The 16,851-nt window shown below is 64.1% G+C and carries 14 protein-coding genes; 8 read left to right on the forward strand and 6 right to left on the reverse strand.

The window, feature by feature from the left end; genetic code table 11:
• The first annotated feature begins 4 nt into the window (after positions 1-4).
• Complete coding sequence (locus AB7532_RS07630; RefSeq protein ID WP_441234190.1) at positions 5-886, forward strand: aldose 1-epimerase family protein; 882 nt, start codon at positions 5-7, stop codon at positions 884-886.
• A 3-nt stretch (positions 887-889) separates the two neighbouring features.
• On the opposite strand, the gene AB7532_RS07635 is transcribed toward AB7532_RS07630, so the two are convergent.
• Positions 890-2,065, reverse strand: coding sequence for an acyltransferase family protein (locus AB7532_RS07635; RefSeq protein WP_441234191.1), 1,176 nt, complete (start codon positions 2,063-2,065; stop codon positions 890-892).
• A 274-nt stretch (positions 2,066-2,339) separates the two neighbouring features.
• Between AB7532_RS07635 and AB7532_RS07640 the strand changes: the two genes are divergently transcribed.
• Complete coding sequence (locus AB7532_RS07640; protein WP_441234192.1) at positions 2,340-3,155, forward strand: response regulator; 816 nt, start codon at positions 2,340-2,342, stop codon at positions 3,153-3,155.
• 24 nt (positions 3,156-3,179) lie between these two features.
• Here AB7532_RS07640 and AB7532_RS07645 read toward each other — a convergent pair whose 3' ends face one another.
• Together AB7532_RS07645 and AB7532_RS07650 are read right to left on the reverse strand one after the other, a co-directional pair.
• Positions 3,180-4,151 carry a transglycosylase SLT domain-containing protein gene (locus AB7532_RS07645; RefSeq protein ID WP_441234193.1) on the reverse strand — a complete coding sequence of 324 codons (972 nt, stop codon included), beginning with the start codon at positions 4,149-4,151 and terminating at the stop codon, positions 3,180-3,182.
• A 717-nt stretch (positions 4,152-4,868) separates the two neighbouring features.
• Positions 4,869-6,011 (reverse strand): alpha/beta hydrolase family protein, encoded by a 1,143-nt coding sequence (locus AB7532_RS07650; RefSeq protein ID WP_441234194.1) that lies wholly within the window; start codon positions 6,009-6,011, stop codon positions 4,869-4,871.
• A 143-nt stretch (positions 6,012-6,154) separates the two neighbouring features.
• Here AB7532_RS07650 and pgm point away from each other — a divergent pair, with 143 nt between their 5' ends.
• The 4 genes from pgm (at position 6,155) to AB7532_RS07670 (ending at position 10,885) form a co-directional block, all read left to right on the forward strand.
• Positions 6,155-7,801 (forward strand): phosphoglucomutase (alpha-D-glucose-1,6-bisphosphate-dependent), encoded by a 1,647-nt coding sequence (gene pgm / locus AB7532_RS07655; RefSeq protein WP_441234195.1) that lies wholly within the window; start codon positions 6,155-6,157, stop codon positions 7,799-7,801.
• A 287-nt stretch (positions 7,802-8,088) separates the two neighbouring features.
• The gene (locus AB7532_RS07660; RefSeq protein WP_441234196.1) at positions 8,089-9,138 is read left to right on the forward strand and encodes an aromatic ring-hydroxylating dioxygenase subunit alpha; all 1,050 of its coding nucleotides are present in this window, start codon (positions 8,089-8,091) and stop codon (positions 9,136-9,138) included.
• A 3-nt stretch (positions 9,139-9,141) separates the two neighbouring features.
• The gene (locus AB7532_RS07665; RefSeq protein ID WP_441234197.1) at positions 9,142-9,894 is read left to right on the forward strand and encodes a GntR family transcriptional regulator; all 753 of its coding nucleotides are present in this window, start codon (positions 9,142-9,144) and stop codon (positions 9,892-9,894) included.
• 10 nt (positions 9,895-9,904) lie between these two features.
• Positions 9,905-10,885, forward strand: a complete 981-nt coding sequence (locus AB7532_RS07670) for a PDR/VanB family oxidoreductase (protein WP_441234198.1) — start codon at positions 9,905-9,907, stop codon at positions 10,883-10,885.
• Between the two features lie 146 nt (positions 10,886-11,031).
• On the opposite strand, the gene AB7532_RS07675 is transcribed toward AB7532_RS07670, so the two are convergent.
• Together AB7532_RS07675 and AB7532_RS07680 are read right to left on the reverse strand one after the other, a co-directional pair.
• Positions 11,032-12,993, reverse strand: a complete 1,962-nt coding sequence (locus AB7532_RS07675; protein WP_441234199.1) for a putative bifunctional diguanylate cyclase/phosphodiesterase — start codon at positions 12,991-12,993, stop codon at positions 11,032-11,034.
• 354 nt (positions 12,994-13,347) lie between these two features.
• Positions 13,348-14,460 carry an FAD-dependent monooxygenase gene (locus AB7532_RS07680; protein ID WP_441234200.1) on the reverse strand — a complete coding sequence of 371 codons (1,113 nt, stop codon included), beginning with the start codon at positions 14,458-14,460 and terminating at the stop codon, positions 13,348-13,350.
• A gap of 90 nt (positions 14,461-14,550) precedes the next feature.
• Here AB7532_RS07680 and AB7532_RS07685 point away from each other — a divergent pair, with 90 nt between their 5' ends.
• Positions 14,551-15,249 carry a TetR/AcrR family transcriptional regulator gene (locus AB7532_RS07685; RefSeq protein ID WP_441234201.1) on the forward strand — a complete coding sequence of 233 codons (699 nt, stop codon included), beginning with the start codon at positions 14,551-14,553 and terminating at the stop codon, positions 15,247-15,249.
• 227 nt (positions 15,250-15,476) lie between these two features.
• Positions 15,477-16,421: a hypothetical protein gene (locus tag AB7532_RS07690; protein WP_441234202.1), complete on the forward strand. Its 945-nt coding sequence runs from the start codon at positions 15,477-15,479 to the stop codon at positions 16,419-16,421.
• A 12-nt stretch (positions 16,422-16,433) separates the two neighbouring features.
• Here AB7532_RS07690 and AB7532_RS07695 read toward each other — a convergent pair whose 3' ends face one another.
• Positions 16,434-16,799: a nuclear transport factor 2 family protein gene (locus tag AB7532_RS07695; protein WP_441234203.1), complete on the reverse strand. Its 366-nt coding sequence runs from the start codon at positions 16,797-16,799 to the stop codon at positions 16,434-16,436.
• Between the last annotated feature and the right edge of the window lie 52 nt (positions 16,800-16,851).

The raw sequence follows: 16,851 nt of genomic DNA on the forward strand, positions 1-16,851 counted from the left end.
TGCCATGACCGACGACACGCACACGATCCGCAGCGGCGGGCTCAGCGCGGCCATCAAGGCGCATGGTGCCGAGCTGTGCTCCCTAAAGGATGGCAGCGGCACCGAATTCGTCTGGCAGGCCGGGACGGCCTGGCCGCGTCACGCGCCGCTGCTGTTTCCGATCGTCGGGCGTCTCGCAAACGACGAATTGCGGCATCGGGGCAAGACATACCGGATGACCCAGCACGGCTTTGCCCGCGACAGCCGCTTTGCGTGGGACGCGCGTGAGGCGAGCCGCTGCACGCTGGTGCTCGAAGACAGCGAGGCAACGCGCGCGCTCTATCCGTTCGCGTTCCGGCTGACAGCGGCCTATACGCTCGATGATGCCGGTCTCGATCTCACGCTCACCGTCGCGAATACCGGTCAGGAGACATTGCCGACCTCGCTCGGGGGGCATCCCGCTTTCAATTGGCCGCTTCGGGCTGGCGCGCCCAAGGAGAGTTACGCGCTGACCTTTGCGAACGCAGAGGCATCACCCGTGCGCCGTCTCGACGGCGGCCTGTTGCGTGCGGCGACAGAACCAGGTCCCGTCGAGGGCACGATGCTGCCCTTGTCTGAATCCCTGTTCGCCGATGATGCCATCATCTTCGACCGGGTCGCGAGCCATGCGGTTCGCTACGCCGGGCGGGGGGCCGGGCCGTGGCTCGAAATGTCGTGGCGCGGTTTTCGCGAACTCGGCGTCTGGTCGAAACCCTCGGGCGCGCCGTTCCTCTGCATCGAGCCCTGGCACGGCTATGCCAGCCCTGCCGGCTTTGACGGTGACTTCAGCGACAAGCCGGGCCTGATGCACATCGCGCCCGGCGCGGAGGAGCAGCTGTCCTTCCGGATCGAGGTCGGATCGTCCTGACGCTCAAGCCCCGGCACTGCGGCTATTGAGGACGACACCCGCTGCGGCCACGGCGTCTGCGCGCGGCGCAGCCCTGACTGTCGAAGACGTCAGCCGGTGCGCAAGGTCCTGCGCGTGCCGCTCGACCAGATGCCAGGTCGCGCGCGCGACGAGATAGCTGAGCGCGGCGGTGACGACATAGGCGATCAGCAGCGAGACCAGTCCGTCCGCCAGCGGCCAGACCTGGCGCAGTCCGGCGATCACCGCGAAGTGCGACAGATACATCGAATAAGAATTGCGGCCGAGCGCCTCGACCGGCCGGAAGCGGGTCGCGAGCTTGATGCAGCCGGCCACCAGCGCGCCGAGCACGAGGTTGATCATGAGATAGTTGAATTCGTGCGAGCCGGTTGCGCGGTCGGCGATGAAGGACAGCGCGATGAAGATGGCGAAGATCGCCGCGTCCGACTTCGCAAAGCCGTCGCGCAAGGAGAAGAACAGCGCGCATCCGACGAGGAAGACGGGGAGCTGGTTCAGGAAGCTGATGTGCAGCGCGTTCCACACGAACGCTTCATGCCCTGGTCCGTAATAGGCCGAGAACAGCGCGAAGGCGAAGGGCTTGAACAGGCAGACATTGACGAGATGCAGCACGATCGCGAGCGCAAGATACAGATGCCGGCGCGATCCGAACGCGGTGATGACGAGCGGGAAGACGAGATAGAAAATCATCTCGGCGGCGATCGACCAGTCGCCCGGCACGACGCTGTTGACGCTGTCGGGCCAGAAGCCGTGCAGGAACGTCGCGGTCAGGATTACCTGGAGCGGCCCGATGCCATCAGGTGCGTTGGCGCTCGGGCCCGTGCCGTTGACGACGAGATAGAGCGGGATCGCCAGCCAGAACAGTGGCGCGATACGCAGGAAGCGGCGGATGTAGAATTTGCGCGTCGAATTGGCTTCGGTACGCTGCGTCCACATCAGGCACATCGTCATGGCGCTGACGAAGTAGAACACGTTGACGCCGGTCCAGCCGCACATGAAGGCGAAGTCGACGACGTGAATGTTCGACGGGAATGATTGTGAAACGTGGATCGCCATCACGCCGACGATGGCGAGGCCGCGCAGGAAATCGAGCGTGTGCGAACGGGCGAATGGCGCCGTGCCCTGTTCGGTTCGTCCGGCAGCCAACCGGGCCTGCCCCTGCATCACGCCTGCTCCGTGGTTACGCATCCGCAAGCGGGACCATAGAGGCGCGGCCGGCTTTTCCGAAGCCGAAGCCTCTCTTTACGTTAACCAGCGGTTGAGTCCGGTGCCGAATGTGCGGGATCGGAGATGGTGAGGCGGCTTGAAGGCATGATGATGCGCACGATGAGAATTGTGGGCCAATTCATACTTAATGCGTCGAGATCATGACCAATATTGTTTAGGCGGCACAAGGCGCCTAGTATTCCGGCAGGCAATTCGGGGGCTCGAATAAGTCGTGAATGTTCGTTCACAGGACAGCGCGGTGCGCGACGACTTGAATTTTCAAGCCGGGTCGCAAGCACACAGGACATCCAACAACGTGGCTGATTCCGCACGTCAGGAATTACGGCCTGCTGGTCGCGAACGGCTGATCGTCGTCGAAGACGATCCCGTGACGCGGACGATGCTGGTCGGCTATTTCAGCGAGAACAATTTCGACGTGGTCGGAGCCGGCTCCTGCGCGGAATGCCGCCAGGCGCTGCGCTCGCGCACGGATCTCGTCTTCCTCGACGTGCAGTTGCCGGATGGCGACGGCTTCGAGCTCGCCAAAGAGATCCAGGCGACCAGCAATGCCGGCATCATCTTTGTGACCCGCCGCGACACCGACGTCGATCGCATCCTCGGCCTCGAGATCGCCGGCGATCACTACGTCACCAAGCCGATCAATCTGCGCGACCTGCTCGCGCGCGCACGCAGTGTGTTGCGGCGGCGCTCGATCGACCGCAAGGCGGCGCGCAACCACAATTCGATCGCGTTCGGCGACTGGATCATCGACCTGACGCGGCGCGAGCTGCTCGGCAGCGACGGCAAGCCGGTGGCATTGACGCGCGCCGAATTCGATCTGCTCGCGGCACTGGTCGGCGCCGACGGGCGGCCGCTCAGCCGCGACTATCTGATCGAGGTTGTCAGCAACCGCCAGGCCGAGGTCGACATCCGCACCGTCGATGCGCTGGTAGCGCGGCTGCGCCGCAAGCTCGTCGGCAGCGGCACGCCGGTGATCGTGACCGTCACCGGCGTCGGCTACAAGCTCGCGCTCAGCGAGCGGCTCTAGTCGCGCATACCGGATGCATCGGCGCTAGCGCGATGCGAGCCGTTTCCATCGTGCTTCGATGCGCGCTTTGATGAGGCCGATTTTGGACTCATGAGCGGCCCAATAGGCGCGGCTCGCAGCCGTCGTTCCCTGACGATAGCGCGTATAGACGGCCTTGGGCTGCGCCGGCATTTTGGCGACACGCGGCTGTCTTGGCCGGGCGGCCGGAGCCGCGGGCGCAGATCCCGGCTCCGAGGATGGCGTTGCCGTGGCTTGGGCCGCTGTCGGCGGTGCTCCCATGGCGAGCAGTCGATTCCGGGCCCTGTTGCAGTAGACCTGCGACCGCGCCGTCATGATCTCCTCGCCATGACCTGCCCGATACTTCATCAATGCACGGCAGAGATCGCCAGCCGCCAAACTCCAGGCACGGTGGAGGTAGAGCACGCCGTAGTGGATGTTGGTCTCGGATACGGCAAGCTCCGCATCGCTGCCCTTGAAGCCCAGCATTTTTGCGGTTTCGGGCCGGACCTGCATGACGCCCACTTCGCCGACGCTGCCGACGACGGCCGGGTTGTATCCGCTTTCAACGAAGACGACGGCTTCGGCGATGTCGGCGGGCAGATTGGTGCCCTTCGTTTCCTTCTCGATCAAGGCCCGGATCGCCGTGCGTGAAGTCGGGGTCTCGCCGGCACCGAATTCCCGGATGTTGCTGCCAATTGCCGAAGTCGTGCCGACATCGTGTGACACGTCGTCGCTGGCGCGGCCGCTGGTCGCGACCAGTGAAAGCGCGATGGCCGCAACACGTCCACACGTCGCGAGGAAATGTAAAGGTGGCCGGCGCCTTGGCATAAGGGCAGGCAGTACACTTCTAGTGTTAATAAACCAAGGCGTTCCGCTTGCTCCATGTTGCAGCTCAAAACGTGAGCTCCGGCCTGAATCCCGGAACGGCCAACCAACTGCGTCGTTATCCCTGCAATCAACAGGGAGAACTGGCATGCGTCCGTCGAAATTTGCCATCGTGCTGCTGACATCGTTGACGACATCCGCTGGCGTCCATGCGCAAGGCGCGGGCGGTGGGGGAGGAGGAGGTGGCGGCGCCGGTGGTGCCGGTGCCGCAGGTGGCGGAGCTGCCTCGAGCGCCGGCACTTCCGCGGGCAGCGCGGGCTCGGCGGCGGGAACAGCGGCAGGCTCGACCGGAACGAGCGCGACCGGACACACGGCGACGGGCACCAACGGCACGAACGCAACGCCGCCCTCGGCGACCCCCAATCAGACCCAGAATTATTTCAATCCCAGCGGCGGCGCCTCCGGTCGGAATGCGACCAGCACGACGAACAATCAGAACAATCAGGCAGCGCCCAATTCCGCGGGCACGACGACCGGCCAGGCTCAACAGAACTCGGGCGCGGGCCACACTGCGAGTGGCCTTCCGGTCGGTTCGCCCGGGTCGGGGCCGGGCTCGCCTGAACAGCCAATTGGTTCCGGGCGATAGGCTCATCCAAGGATCATCCATCGGCCGGAGCATCGTATCGCCTCATGTGGAGGAAACCGGTGCAAGGTAACAGATCGCGTCTATGGAGCGAGGAGGAGGACGAGCGCCTGCTCGCCCTCGATGAGAAAAACGAGCCTGCGAAGCGAATCTCGATTCTTCTCGGGCGAAGCGAACGCGCGGTCGCGTTGCGATTGAGGGAATTGGATCGGCGCCGGAGAGGCTCGGCTCGCCGTTAGCCGCGCCTAGCGCGCGCGGGAGCTCTGGTCCGTTGAGGTTTGCCGCGTCGCCCCGGCGAGCCGGTCGTCGACCGCATAGATCGTGCAGGTTGGCGACCATTTCATGCAGGCGGCAAGCGAATCGCGTTGGGCGTCGTCGGTCGTCGCGCGGCCCGACCGCCAGCCGTAACCGCCGTTCGGCGACACCGCAAACGCCTTGTGCGGCATGGTGCTGGCGAGATAGCGCGAGAATTCGGCGCGCGCGGCCTCGTTGAGCTGGCCTGGTGGCGGCAGCGGATCGGGCGGGCTCAGGATGTCGTGGCCGAGCCCGCGCTCGCGCAGGAAGGCGTCGAGATACGGCGTCCATTGCGGCCGGCCCACCACCGAATAGAGATAATGGCCGTCGTCGCCGTATGGCGGCGCCGCGATGAATTTCGCCTGACCGCCATTGCCGCGAAATCCGTTGTGGAGCCGGTGCGCGAGATCGGGGCCGAAGAAGGAATCGTTGCTGGCATAGACCCACAGCATCGGCACGCGCGAGGTCTTTCCGAACGTGGCAAAAGCCTGCACCAGCCCGTCCTCGTTGCAGACGTCGTCGTCGTCGCGCGAGCCGCGGCCGCCGGCAAAGCTGATCGCGGCGACGAGACCGCTCGGTGCCTGCGCCGTCAGCGCGACGGTGGCGAGCCCGCCGGCGGAATGGCCGGCCGCAATCATCCCCGATGTCGTCACGTCGCTCCTGCGCCCCATGGCGTCGATCGCCGCGCGCAAATCCGCGACCGCAACGGCTGCCGCTGGCAAATAGGCGGCGTTGGCACAGCCGCCGACGCTATCGACGCGCCCGCCGGGCGAGGTGCCGTAGCCGCGCCGCATCACGATCAGCGCCGCAAAGCCGCGCCGGGCATATTCCAGCGCGATGCCGTAATATTTGTGCGCCGACATCGTCGCGCGGTCGTCGAAGCTGCGCGGTGAGCCGTGGCTGAGCAGCGCGAGCGGGTAGCGCTTCGTTCCGGCCGGGCGGACCAGGAACGCCTCGAGCCCCTGCGGCCCGGCCTCCGCCATCGGGATGCGCAGGTCTTCGGTGTAGAACTCCGCGGCCATCGCATCGGGCGCGATGCCGGCTGTCGCAAGCCAGGCCATCAGAACAACCAAGAGCCTGTGAAACAGCGTCATGCCCCGACTCGAAAAAGCCCCGATCCGAAAGACCATAGCATGATCTCAGGAACGGCCAGCCCGCCGCGCGGGTTGTGGTTTGGCGGGGGCGCGGGCGATGCTATGCTGCTCCGCAATCTCTACGACAGGACGAGGATATTTCAGTGGCTGATGTTCATCCCGCGGCGGGCAAGCTTGCCTCGCCTGACGCGCTCACCAACGTTCCGCGGCTGGTGACGGCCTATTTCGCCGGCAAGCCCGACGTCTCCGACCCCGCGCAGCGCGTGGCGTTCGGCACTTCCGGTCACCGCGGCACCTCGTTCAAGAATACGTTCAACGAAGGCCACATCCTCGCGACCACGCAGGCGATTTGCGATTACCGACAGGAAAAGGGTCTGACCGGCCCGCTCTTCATCGGCATCGACACCCACGCGCTGGCCGAGCCGGCGCTGGTCAGCGCCGTCGAGGTGTTTGCCGCCAACAGCGTCGACATCATGATCGACAAGGACGGCGGCTACACGCCGACGCCTGTGATCTCGCACGCGATCCTCACCTACAACAAGGGCCGGACGTCGGGCCTCGCCGATGGCGTCGTCGTCACGCCCTCGCACAATCCGCCCGAAGACGGCGGCTACAAATACAATCCGCCGCATGGTGGCCCGGCCGATACCGACGTGACAGGCGTGGTCGAGAAGCGCGCCAACGCCTATCTCGCCGACGGCATGAAGGGCGTAAAGCGCATCGACTACGCGAAAGCGCGCAAATCCGCGAACGTGCATGCATACGACTTCATCACGCCCTACGTTGCCGATCTCGGCAATGTCGTCGATCTCGACCTCGTCAAATCCGCCGGCATCAATATCGGCATCGATCCGCTCGGCGGCGCCGCCGTGCATTACTGGCATCCGATCATCGAGCGCTACGGCCTGAAGGCGACGGTGGTCAACGAGGCGATCGACCCGACCTTCCGCTTCATGACGGTCGACTGGGACGGCAAGATCCGCATGGACTGCTCCTCGCCTTATGCGATGGCGAGCTTGATCGCGATGCGCGACCGCTTCGACGTCGCCTTTGCCAACGACACCGACGCCGATCGCCACGGCATCGTCACCCGCACCGGCGGCCTGATGAATCCGAACCATTATCTGGCGACCGCGATCTCCTATCTGTTCGCGCACCGCCCGAACTGGGGCAGGGACGCCGCGATCGGCAAGACCGTGGTGTCGAGCTCGATCATCGATCGCGTCGCCAAGAAGCTCGGCCGCAAGCTGGTGGAGACGCCGGTCGGCTTCAAATGGTTCGTCGACGGTCTCGTCAGCGGCGGCTTCGGCTTCGGTGGCGAGGAGAGTGCGGGCGCCTCTTTCCTGCGTCGCGACGGCACGACCTGGACCACCGACAAGGACGGCGTCATTCTCGGCCTGCTCGCCGCCGAGATCATGGCGAAGACCGGCCGCGATCCGAGCCAGCTCTTCAACGATCTCACCGCCGAGCTCGGCGTGCCCCATTATGCGCGCATCGATGTCGCGGCCACGACACCGCAGAAGACCATTTTGAAATCCGTCACGCCCGAGCAGCTCGGCCTGAAGGATCTCGCCGGCGATCCCGTCCGCGCGACGCTGAGCAAGGCGCCGGGCAACGGCCAGTCCTTCGGCGGCATCAAGGTCGAAACCGATTTTGGCTGGTTCGCGGCACGGCCGTCGGGGACGGAGGACGTCTACAAGATCTACGCGGAAAGCTTCCGCAGCACCGAGCACCTGAAGCGGATTCAGCAAGAGGCGCAGGCCGGGCTGAAGAAGGTGTTCGAGGCGTAGCACGCCGGCAATACCGTCAGGCTGGTTCTCCAAGGGAGGAGTGGCCGTATCCTCCGGTGTCATCGTCCGCGAAAGCGGGCGATCCAGTACGCCGCGGCCGAAGTTGTCAATCAATGTCCGCCGCGGCGTACTGGATTCCCCGCTTTCGCGGGGAATGACCACAAATTTCGGTCGGTATACATAAAGTGCCAATAAAGGTATTTTAGTAAGGTCAAATTGACCTTGAACGATTCCATCCCTTCTATATTGTATACATAACGCATACATAAGCCTTGGGAGATCGTCCGGTGACAAAACCCTTCCCCATGAACGCCTGGTACGCCGCCGCCTGGGACGCTGACGTCAAGCCGGCGCTGCTGCCGCGGACGATCTGCGGCAAGCATGTCGTGATGTACCGGAAGGCCGACGGCTCGGTGGCCGCGCTGGAGGATGCCTGCTGGCATCGTCTGGTGCCGCTGTCCAAGGGCCGGCTCGAGGGCGACACCGTCGTCTGCGGCTATCACGGCCTCAAATACAATGCGCAGGGCCGCTGCACCTTCATGCCCTCGCAGGAGACCATCAACCCGTCCGCCTGCGTCCGGTCCTATCCCGTGGTCGAACGCCACCGCTACATCTGGCTCTGGATGGGCGATCCTGCCTTGGCGGACCCTGCGCTCGTGCCCGACTTGCACTGGAATCATGATCCGGCCTGGGCCGGCGACGGCAAGACCATCCATGTCAATTGCGACTACCGCCTCGTGCTCGACAATCTCATGGACCTCACCCACGAGACCTTCGTGCACGGCTCCTCGATCGGGAATGAGGCGGTCGCGGAAGCGCCATTCGACGTCACCCATGGCGAGAAGACGGTGACCGTGACGCGCTGGATGCGCGGCATCGAGGCGCCGCCGTTCTGGGCGAAGCAACTCGGCAAATCAGGCCTCGTCGACCGCTGGCAGATCATCCGCTTCGAAGCGCCGTGCACCATCGCGATCGACGTCGGCGTGGCGCCGACGGGCACCGGCGCGCCGGAAGGCGACCGCTCGCAGGGCGTCAACGGCTTCGTGCTCAACACCATCACGCCCGAGACCGAGAAGACCTGCCATTATTTCTGGGCCTTCGTCCGCAACTACCAGCTCGGCGAGCAGCGCATCACCACCGAGATCCGCGAAGGCGTCTCCGGCATCTTCCACGAGGACGAGCTGATCTTGGAGGCGCAGCAGCGCGCGATGGACGAGAACCCCGATCGCATCTTCTACAACCTCAACATCGACGCCGGCGCGATGTGGACGCGCAAGCTGATCGACAGGATGGTGGCGAAGGAAAATCCGTCGCCGCGCCTCCAGGCCGCGGAGTAAATCATGGCCGAGCGTGAGGTCGACCGCTCCGTCTCGCAGACCGTAAAGGCGCAGCTTGCGTTGCGCGACCAGATCTTGTCGGGCGCCTTGCGGCCGGGCGAGCGCATCTCCGAGCTCCAGGCGGTGGAGACGACCGGCGCCTCGCGCACGCCGGTGCGGATGGCGCTGGTGCGGCTGGAAGAGGAGGGCCTGCTGGAGGCGATCCCCTCCGGCGGCTTCATGGTGAAAGCGTTCTCCGAGCGCGACATCTCCGATTCGATCGAGCTGCGCGGCACGCTGGAAGGCCTCGCCGTGCGCTTCGCTGCCGAGCGCGGCGTCTCCGCGCGCGAGCTCGAACCGTTGAAGGAATGCCATCTCGCGATCGACGATCTCCTGCGCCAGGTGCCGATCACGATCGAGGCGTTCTCGGCCTATGTCGCGCTGAACGCGCGCTTCCACGCGCTGCTCACGGAATTGTCGCGCAGCCCGCCGCTGATCCGGCAGATCGACCGGGCGTCGGCGCTGCCGTTCGCGTCTCCAAGCGGGTTCGTGATGGCGCAATCGGCATTGCCGGAGGCGCAGCAGATCCTGATCATCGGGCAGGAGCACCACCGCGTCGTGATTGACGCCATCGAGAACCGCGAAGGCGCACGTGCCGAAGCGATCATGCGCGAGCATGCGCGGCTTGCCGTGCGTAATCTGCGGCTTGCGCTGCGCAACCGGACCCATCTCGACCTCCTGCCGGCGCTCGCGCTGATCAAGGCCGCAACCGACTAAGGGGAGTGCCATGCGCTTCATCGAAACCTGGATTCCGGCAACACTGGTGTCGACGCGCGACCTTGCGCCGGGCATTCGCGAATTCCTGATCCGGCCCGATCAATTCGACGGCGCGGCCTATCCGGTCGGCAGCCACGTCAATGTCAGCGTGACCATCGATGGGCAGCCCGAGACGCGGTCCTATTCGCTGGTCGGCGAAGCCTCGTCGGGTGGTCTCAAGATTGCCGTGCGCCGCGCCGAAGATTCCCGCGGCGGCTCGCGCTATATGTGGTCGTTGCAGCCGGGTGCACGGCTCGACATCACGCAGCCCGCCTCGCTGCTCGCGGTCGACTGGGCTCGCCAGACCTATTGCCTGATCGCCGGCGGCATCGGCATCACGCCGATCCTTGGCGCGGCGCAGGCGCTGGCCCGGCGTGGCGCCGACGTCGCGCTGCACTATGCCATGCGCTCGCGGAATGAGGCCGCCTATCTCGATGACCTCGCCGCGATGCTCGGTGATCGCCTGGTCGTCCATGCCAGTGACGAAGGCCGGCGGCTCGATCTCGACGCGCTGTTCGCCTCGCTGCCGCAAGGCGCGCTGGCGCTGTTCTGCGGGCCGATGCGGATGCTCGATGCCGCGCGCCACGCCTGGATCGGCGCCGGCCATCCGCTGCCCGATCTCCGCTACGAGACCTTCGGCTCCAGCGGCACGCTGCCGACCGAGACGTTTCGCGTGCGCCTGAAGGGCTTCGATGTCGAGCTCGAAATCCCGCGCGAGCGCTCGATGCTCGATGTGCTCAATGCCAGCGGCCACGACGTCATGTACGATTGCAAGCGCGGCGAATGCGGCCTGTGCGCCATCGACGTGGTCGCCGTCGACGGCGAGATCGACCATCGCGACGTCTTCTTCAGCGACCACCAGAAGCAAAGCAACGAAAAGATCTGCGCCTGCGTCTCGCGCGCGAGGGGCACCATCACCGTGGATACGCTGCTGCGGGCGGATGCGATTTGAGGCGGTAGCTCGGCCTGCATGGTTCGAGACGCGCCGCGAGCGGCGCTCCTCACCATGAGGGTCCAGCATTCGGGCCGCAACACAAGTCCTCATCCTGAGGAGCCCGCCGAAGGCGGGCGTCTCGAAGGATGGCCGCATATGAAAACCTACGCAGCAAACGTCGCCCGCAGCTTCTTCGTCTCCAGCAGCGCCAGCACCGCATCGGCCGAGACAGGCCGGCTGATCAGATAGCCCTGCACTTCGTCGCAGCTGAACTGCCTGAGATATTCGAGCTGGTCGGCGGTCTCGACACCTTCGGCCACCACGCCGATGCCGAGGTCGCGCGCCAGCGAGATGACCGACTTCACGATTGCGGCGCAGTCCGGCTGCACCAGCATGTCGCGGATGAAGGACTGGTCGATCTTGATGCGGCTGAAGGGCAGTTTGCGCAGATATGTGAGCGAGGAGAAGCCGGTGCCGAAATCGTCGAGCGCCACCGTGATGCCGAGCTCCAGCAGCGCGTTCAGGATCGACGCCGCGGAGCCGTATTTCGACAGCAGCATCGATTCCGTGATCTCGATCTCGAGCCGGTGCGGAGCAACCTTGGTATCGGCCAGCGCCTGCACGATGGTCTGCAGAATGCCGGTGTTGTGAAACTGCGCCGCCGAAAAATTGACCGCGACCCTGATGTCCTCGGGCCACTCCGAAAGCGTCGCGCAGGCGCGGCCGATCACCCATTCGCCGATCTCGTGGATCAGCCCGGTCTCCTCGGCGATCGGGATGAACTCGCTTGGCGGCACCAGCCCGCGCGTGGGATGTTGCCAGCGCAGCAGCGCCTCGAAGCCGGTGATGCGGTTCTCGCCGAGGTCGAGGAACGGCTGGAATACGAGGAAGAGTTCGTTCCGCGCGATCGCGCCTTTGAGATCGGCTTGCAGCGCCTTGCGGTCGCGCGACGAGCGATCGTCGGCTTCCTCGAAGAAGCAGACCGTGCCGGGACCTGCCTTCTTGGCGCGGTAGAGCGCGGCATCGGCGTTCTTCATGATGTCGAGTTGCGTGGTGCCGTCGCGCGGCGCCAGCACGATGCCGACACTGGTCGCGCCGGCGATCTGGCGGCCCTCGATCTGGAACGGCTCGTTGAAGGCCGCGACGAAGCGCTCGGCGATATCGAGCGCATCCTCGGGGCGCGCCAGATTGGCCATCACCAGCGCAAACTCGTCGCCGCCGATGCGGGCGACATGCTCGGCGGCGCGGGTGCAGCGTTGCAGGCGGCTTGCGACCTGGACCAGGAACTCGTCGCCGGCCGGGTGGCCGAACTTGTCGTTGACCTCCTTGAAGCGGTCGAGGTCGAGCAGCAGCACGGCGAATTCCTCGCCTGAGAGTGTCAGCCGCTTCAGTGCGGCTTCGAGCGTCTCGTTGAAGGCGAAGCGGTTGGGCAACAGCGTCAGCGGATCCTGCCGGACCGTGCGCTCCGCCTCGATCTGCCGGACCACGCGCCGCGCGAACGTAAAGGAATTGACGAACACCGCGCGCAGCAGCACGCTGCCGTACACCACCACCAGGATCGACATCAGCACATAAGCGGGATCGCCGTCGCGGCCGAGGCAGATGGCGATGCCGACGAAGATCGGGGCGGTGAAGGCAATCGCTGCGATCGGGATGGTGGCGAAGGCCAGGGCGCCCCCGGCCAGCATGCCCGAGCAGAGGCAGGTGATGACGAGCTGGCCGCCGGTCGCGGCATTGGCGAAGAACGCGACGGGGACGATGCCCCAGGCCACACCAAGGACGAAGGCATTGCGCACCAGCCGGTGCATCGCGCGGCGCGAGACGAATTGCGGTTTGGTGACGCGGCGCGAGGCGTGGGATTGCAGGCCGAACGCGATCGCGGCACCGGCCACGATCACCGCCCAGGCCAGCGCAAATTTCCAGTCCGGCGAGTGCCACAGCGCGATGGCGAGCACGGCGGCGTTGCAGGCATTGGCCAGCATGATGCCGACGGAATAGCCGAGCACCAGCGACATCTGGTCGGCGCGGATATGGCCGGCGACGGCTTCGTCGGTTGCGGGACCGCCAAAGGCCGACAGATCGCCGGCAAACAGCCGTGCGACATAGCTGGTCAGTTGAGTCCGCATTCCAGAGCCTAGCAGCATGAGCCGTTTGTCCGGCTCGATCCGGAGAATTCGCCGCAAACCTTTGACGAACTATGAATTATCCCCGTTTGCCACGACCGGTGCGACCACTTCTACGTGTTGGTCACGGAGTATCGATAACAAATCGATACAAATGCGGCGTCGCGCGTTACGGCTGTAACGGCGCGAGGGTGACGGCGGCGAGAATGCTCGCCACGAACTCCGCTGTCATACCCCGGCTTGACCGGGGCATCCGGTACGCCGCGGCCTGTCGGTTCAACCGCAGCTTCTCGGAGTACTGGACCGCCCGGTCAAGCCGGGCGATGACACCGGTCGTGTGGCGGCTGTCCGAAGTTCTCAGGAAGGCGCTCGCACGTCTTTGGGCCCCGGATTCAGAACATGCAAATTGCGCACGGCGTCAGCCTGTACCCGTTCGATGTAGGGGTGGAAGCTCTCGTCGTAGTCCCGGAATGCCAGTTGGAAATCCCCGTTGTTGTTCTGAAATGCCTTGGCCAATGCCGTCGCGCCGATGATCGCCAGCGATCCGCCCATGCCCGCAGCCGGAGAGGCGCAATAGGCGGCATCGCCGACGAGGGCCACTCTGCCCTTCGTCCATGACGGCATTTTTATCTGGCAAATCTTGTCGAAGTAGAACGACGTCGAATTCGCGACTTTCTCCAACAGCTCCGGGATTTTCCAGCCTTGTCCGGCGAATCGTTCTGAAATGATCCTTCGCTGCTGCGCTTCGTCTCGATAGTCGTAGGAGATCTCGTTCTCGGAGGCGAAGCAGAGGACGATATCCGTCTTGTTGTTGTAAGCATTCAGCATCACGAACCTGCCGTGTTCGTTGAACACCTGCGTGGTGTTTTCCCGGATCAGAAGTTCGTCCACGATCGTGATCGAAAAATACTGGCCGAGGAAATGCGCGTACAGGGCTTCGTCTCCGAACCGCAATTTCCGGACGCGCGAATGGATACCGTCGCAGCCGAATATCAGTGCGAATGATCGCTGTGAGCCGTCTTCGAATGTAACTCTGACATCATTTTCCGTTTCGGCCAGTTCCTGGATACTGTTTCCGAAAACGAACTCGACGTCGTCCTTCACGGCGCCCCATATGACATCCAGAAGCGTGTCGCGCTCGATCTCCCAATCGATTTGGGACTGGATGCTCCCCGTCGGCATCTCCAGCATTCCCGCTGTGACGTCGTCGACGCTCTTGCGCTCGGGCACTTCCATCCTCAGTCGGGCTGCCTCCACCTGTTCGATCAGGCCCATGCGGTTCAGGATGTCCGCAACCTCATCGCCGACGTTCACCGGCGTCCCGCCTGTCTTGAGGCCCTTCGAGACTTCGACGACCGTTACGGCGTAGCCAAGTTGGTTCATCCAATAGGCCGTGGTCAGTCCGGCGAAACTTGCCCCGGAAACGAGCACGCTTTCTCGTGGGCGAAGGCCATCATGTTGATTTTCCATGTATTTCATCCAATTATGTACGCACAATATTTATGGACTAACCATAAATATATACTGAGTATATAAATCTGCGCTTTTGGAGATTTGTCAATGCCGCCCGATCGACGGATCCGTAAGCGCCTTGTCACACGACAGGGCATTTCCGACGCTGCGACCCGCCTCTTCATCGAGCGCGGCTTTGACAACGTGACGGTGGATGAGATCGCGGAGGCCGCCGATGTCGGCCGCATGACGGTCTTCAATCATTTTCCGCGCAAGGAAGACATGTTCTTCGATCGGGACGAGGAGGGGCGCGAAGCGCTTCGCAATGCGCTACGGCATCGCGATGCAGGTGTTGGCCCTGTCGAGGCGCTGCGTCTGTTCGCGCACCGGGCCGCTTCGGAAGAGCCTCACTACGTGCAGTTCTCATCCGAGACTCTGAGCTTTGTGGAAACGGTCGAGAAAAGCGCCACGCTCATCGCTCGGGCCAGAGCGATCCGTGACGAGTTCGCGCAAGTCGTGACGGTGGCGCTCGCCGAAAGCGCAGGACAGGAAGCAACCGATCCCGATGCTCAGTTGGCGGCCAACCTGCTGCTGGCAACATGGACCGTGGCCTTCATCCGGGCACACCGCACCTATCGGGACAGCCGCGATCCCATGAAGGCGAAATCCGTCTTTCTTGCCCTGATCGAGCGGGGAAGCCGCGCCATCGAAGCGGCCATGGCAGGCACGCCCTACGTCCAGGCAGGGAGTCCACAGACAAGCGCACCGATCCACGTTCAGCGAAAGCGGGACAAGAACCCACGCTAGGACTTGCATTTCTTTTGGACGGTCTGCGTCGACTTTGATGGCGCGACATCCGCGCCACGGTCGCTGCCCCGGCAGCTTCAGGTCCTGGAAGAACTGCCCTTCGATCGGCTTTTTGCCGCACCCCAATCGGATCGAACGCCCCCTTGATCGCGTGATACGTTTCGTGGACCGAGGCCACCGTGCCGCGCTCCGGCACTGGATGCATTCGAAATCCCGAGGGCCTGTTCATGAGCGAGCCTTCAGCCGATGTTTCGGCAACGGTCGAATACACCATGGACAAATGGCGGATGGACCGGGTTCCCTGGGCCATGTGGGCTTGCTTCGTGGGCGTTGCGATCGCGCTTCACGCAGAGGGCCGCGGCCAGAATGGAGCGGCTCTGGCCGCCGTCTATCTGGCTCTCCTGGGGCTGGCGTTCGCGGGCTATGCGCTGACGACCCTGATCGGACGGTCCGGCCTGCCATTGCTGCTGGAATTATTGATCGGCGCCCTCGTCCTGATCATCGTCTCCGGCGTCATCGGTGCGATCAGCCTGATGGTCGGCGGGTCGAGCGGCCGCTCCAGCTACGTCGGCACCATGCATGGTCTCTATTGGAGCCATCTCGTGAACCCATCGCTGAATGTTTTCGGCTGGATGTTGCTCTATCTGGGATTGGGATGGATCGCGTTTTCGTCTTATCGGCACTTTCATGCGGATCGGGCAGTCGTCTCCATGTCTTCCGCGGGCATCCGGTTTCACAGGCCCTGGCTTAGGGGTCTCTTCATTCCCTGGTCAGAGGTGCGGGGAGTGGGACACCTGGAGATGCCCGGCATCTCGGGGGTGCCGTTTGTCAGTCCGTATGCCGCGGCCGTCACGGTCGGTCAGGATTTCTACGAGCAGCACGTCGCACCGAAGCGCAGCTTCCTTGCGCCACCCGGGTCCGAAGCGATGTTCCAGCCGAAAGGCGACATGATGCAGGTGGTGCTCAACAGCGCCGACATGATGATCAAGCCCGAGAATTTTCTCGTGCCTGCCGAGGCGCGCTGGAAGGCGTTCCGGGATCAATCCGGGTCGTCATCCCAACACGTCGGCACAATCGCCTATGGACGCTGGTCGATCGACGGCTCTCGGTGGCAGGCCGTTCAGTTTCTTGCGCCGCTCGTCGGCATGGCCTTGGTCATGCTGTACCGGTAGAGGCAATCCTGCTCAGCGTCCGAGTTGCTTCGGATCGTAGAAGAAGCGCTCCTCGATGATCTCGTTGCCTCGCCAGGTCTGCCACGCGATCTCCTCCAGCGTCCGCGTCACGCCCTCGGCGTTGGTGAAGGAGAATTTCCAGCGGCTGGCGACAATGTCGCCATCGATCAGGCTCGGGCCGAGGCGCACGGCAGTGACCTCGTTGAACGCGGCCAACACGCCGCGCTCCTTGTCCGCGAGCTTGTCGCGCCCGACCACCGGCGCGGCGAGGTTCTCGTAGGTCGCGGCATCAGGGGTGTAGTAGTCGAGGATCGCCCCGACGAAGTCTCCGGCCTCCAGCCGCAGCGCAAACGCTTCGACGATGTCACGGCTCGGCATGGGCCACCTCACGATTAAAACCGACTAATAGTCGGTAAATACCGACCGGTAG

Origin of the sequence: Bradyrhizobium sp. 930_D9_N1_4 (genome assembly GCF_052076015.1) — a bacterium.
Taxonomy (GTDB): Bacteria; Pseudomonadota; Alphaproteobacteria; order Rhizobiales; family Xanthobacteraceae; genus Bradyrhizobium.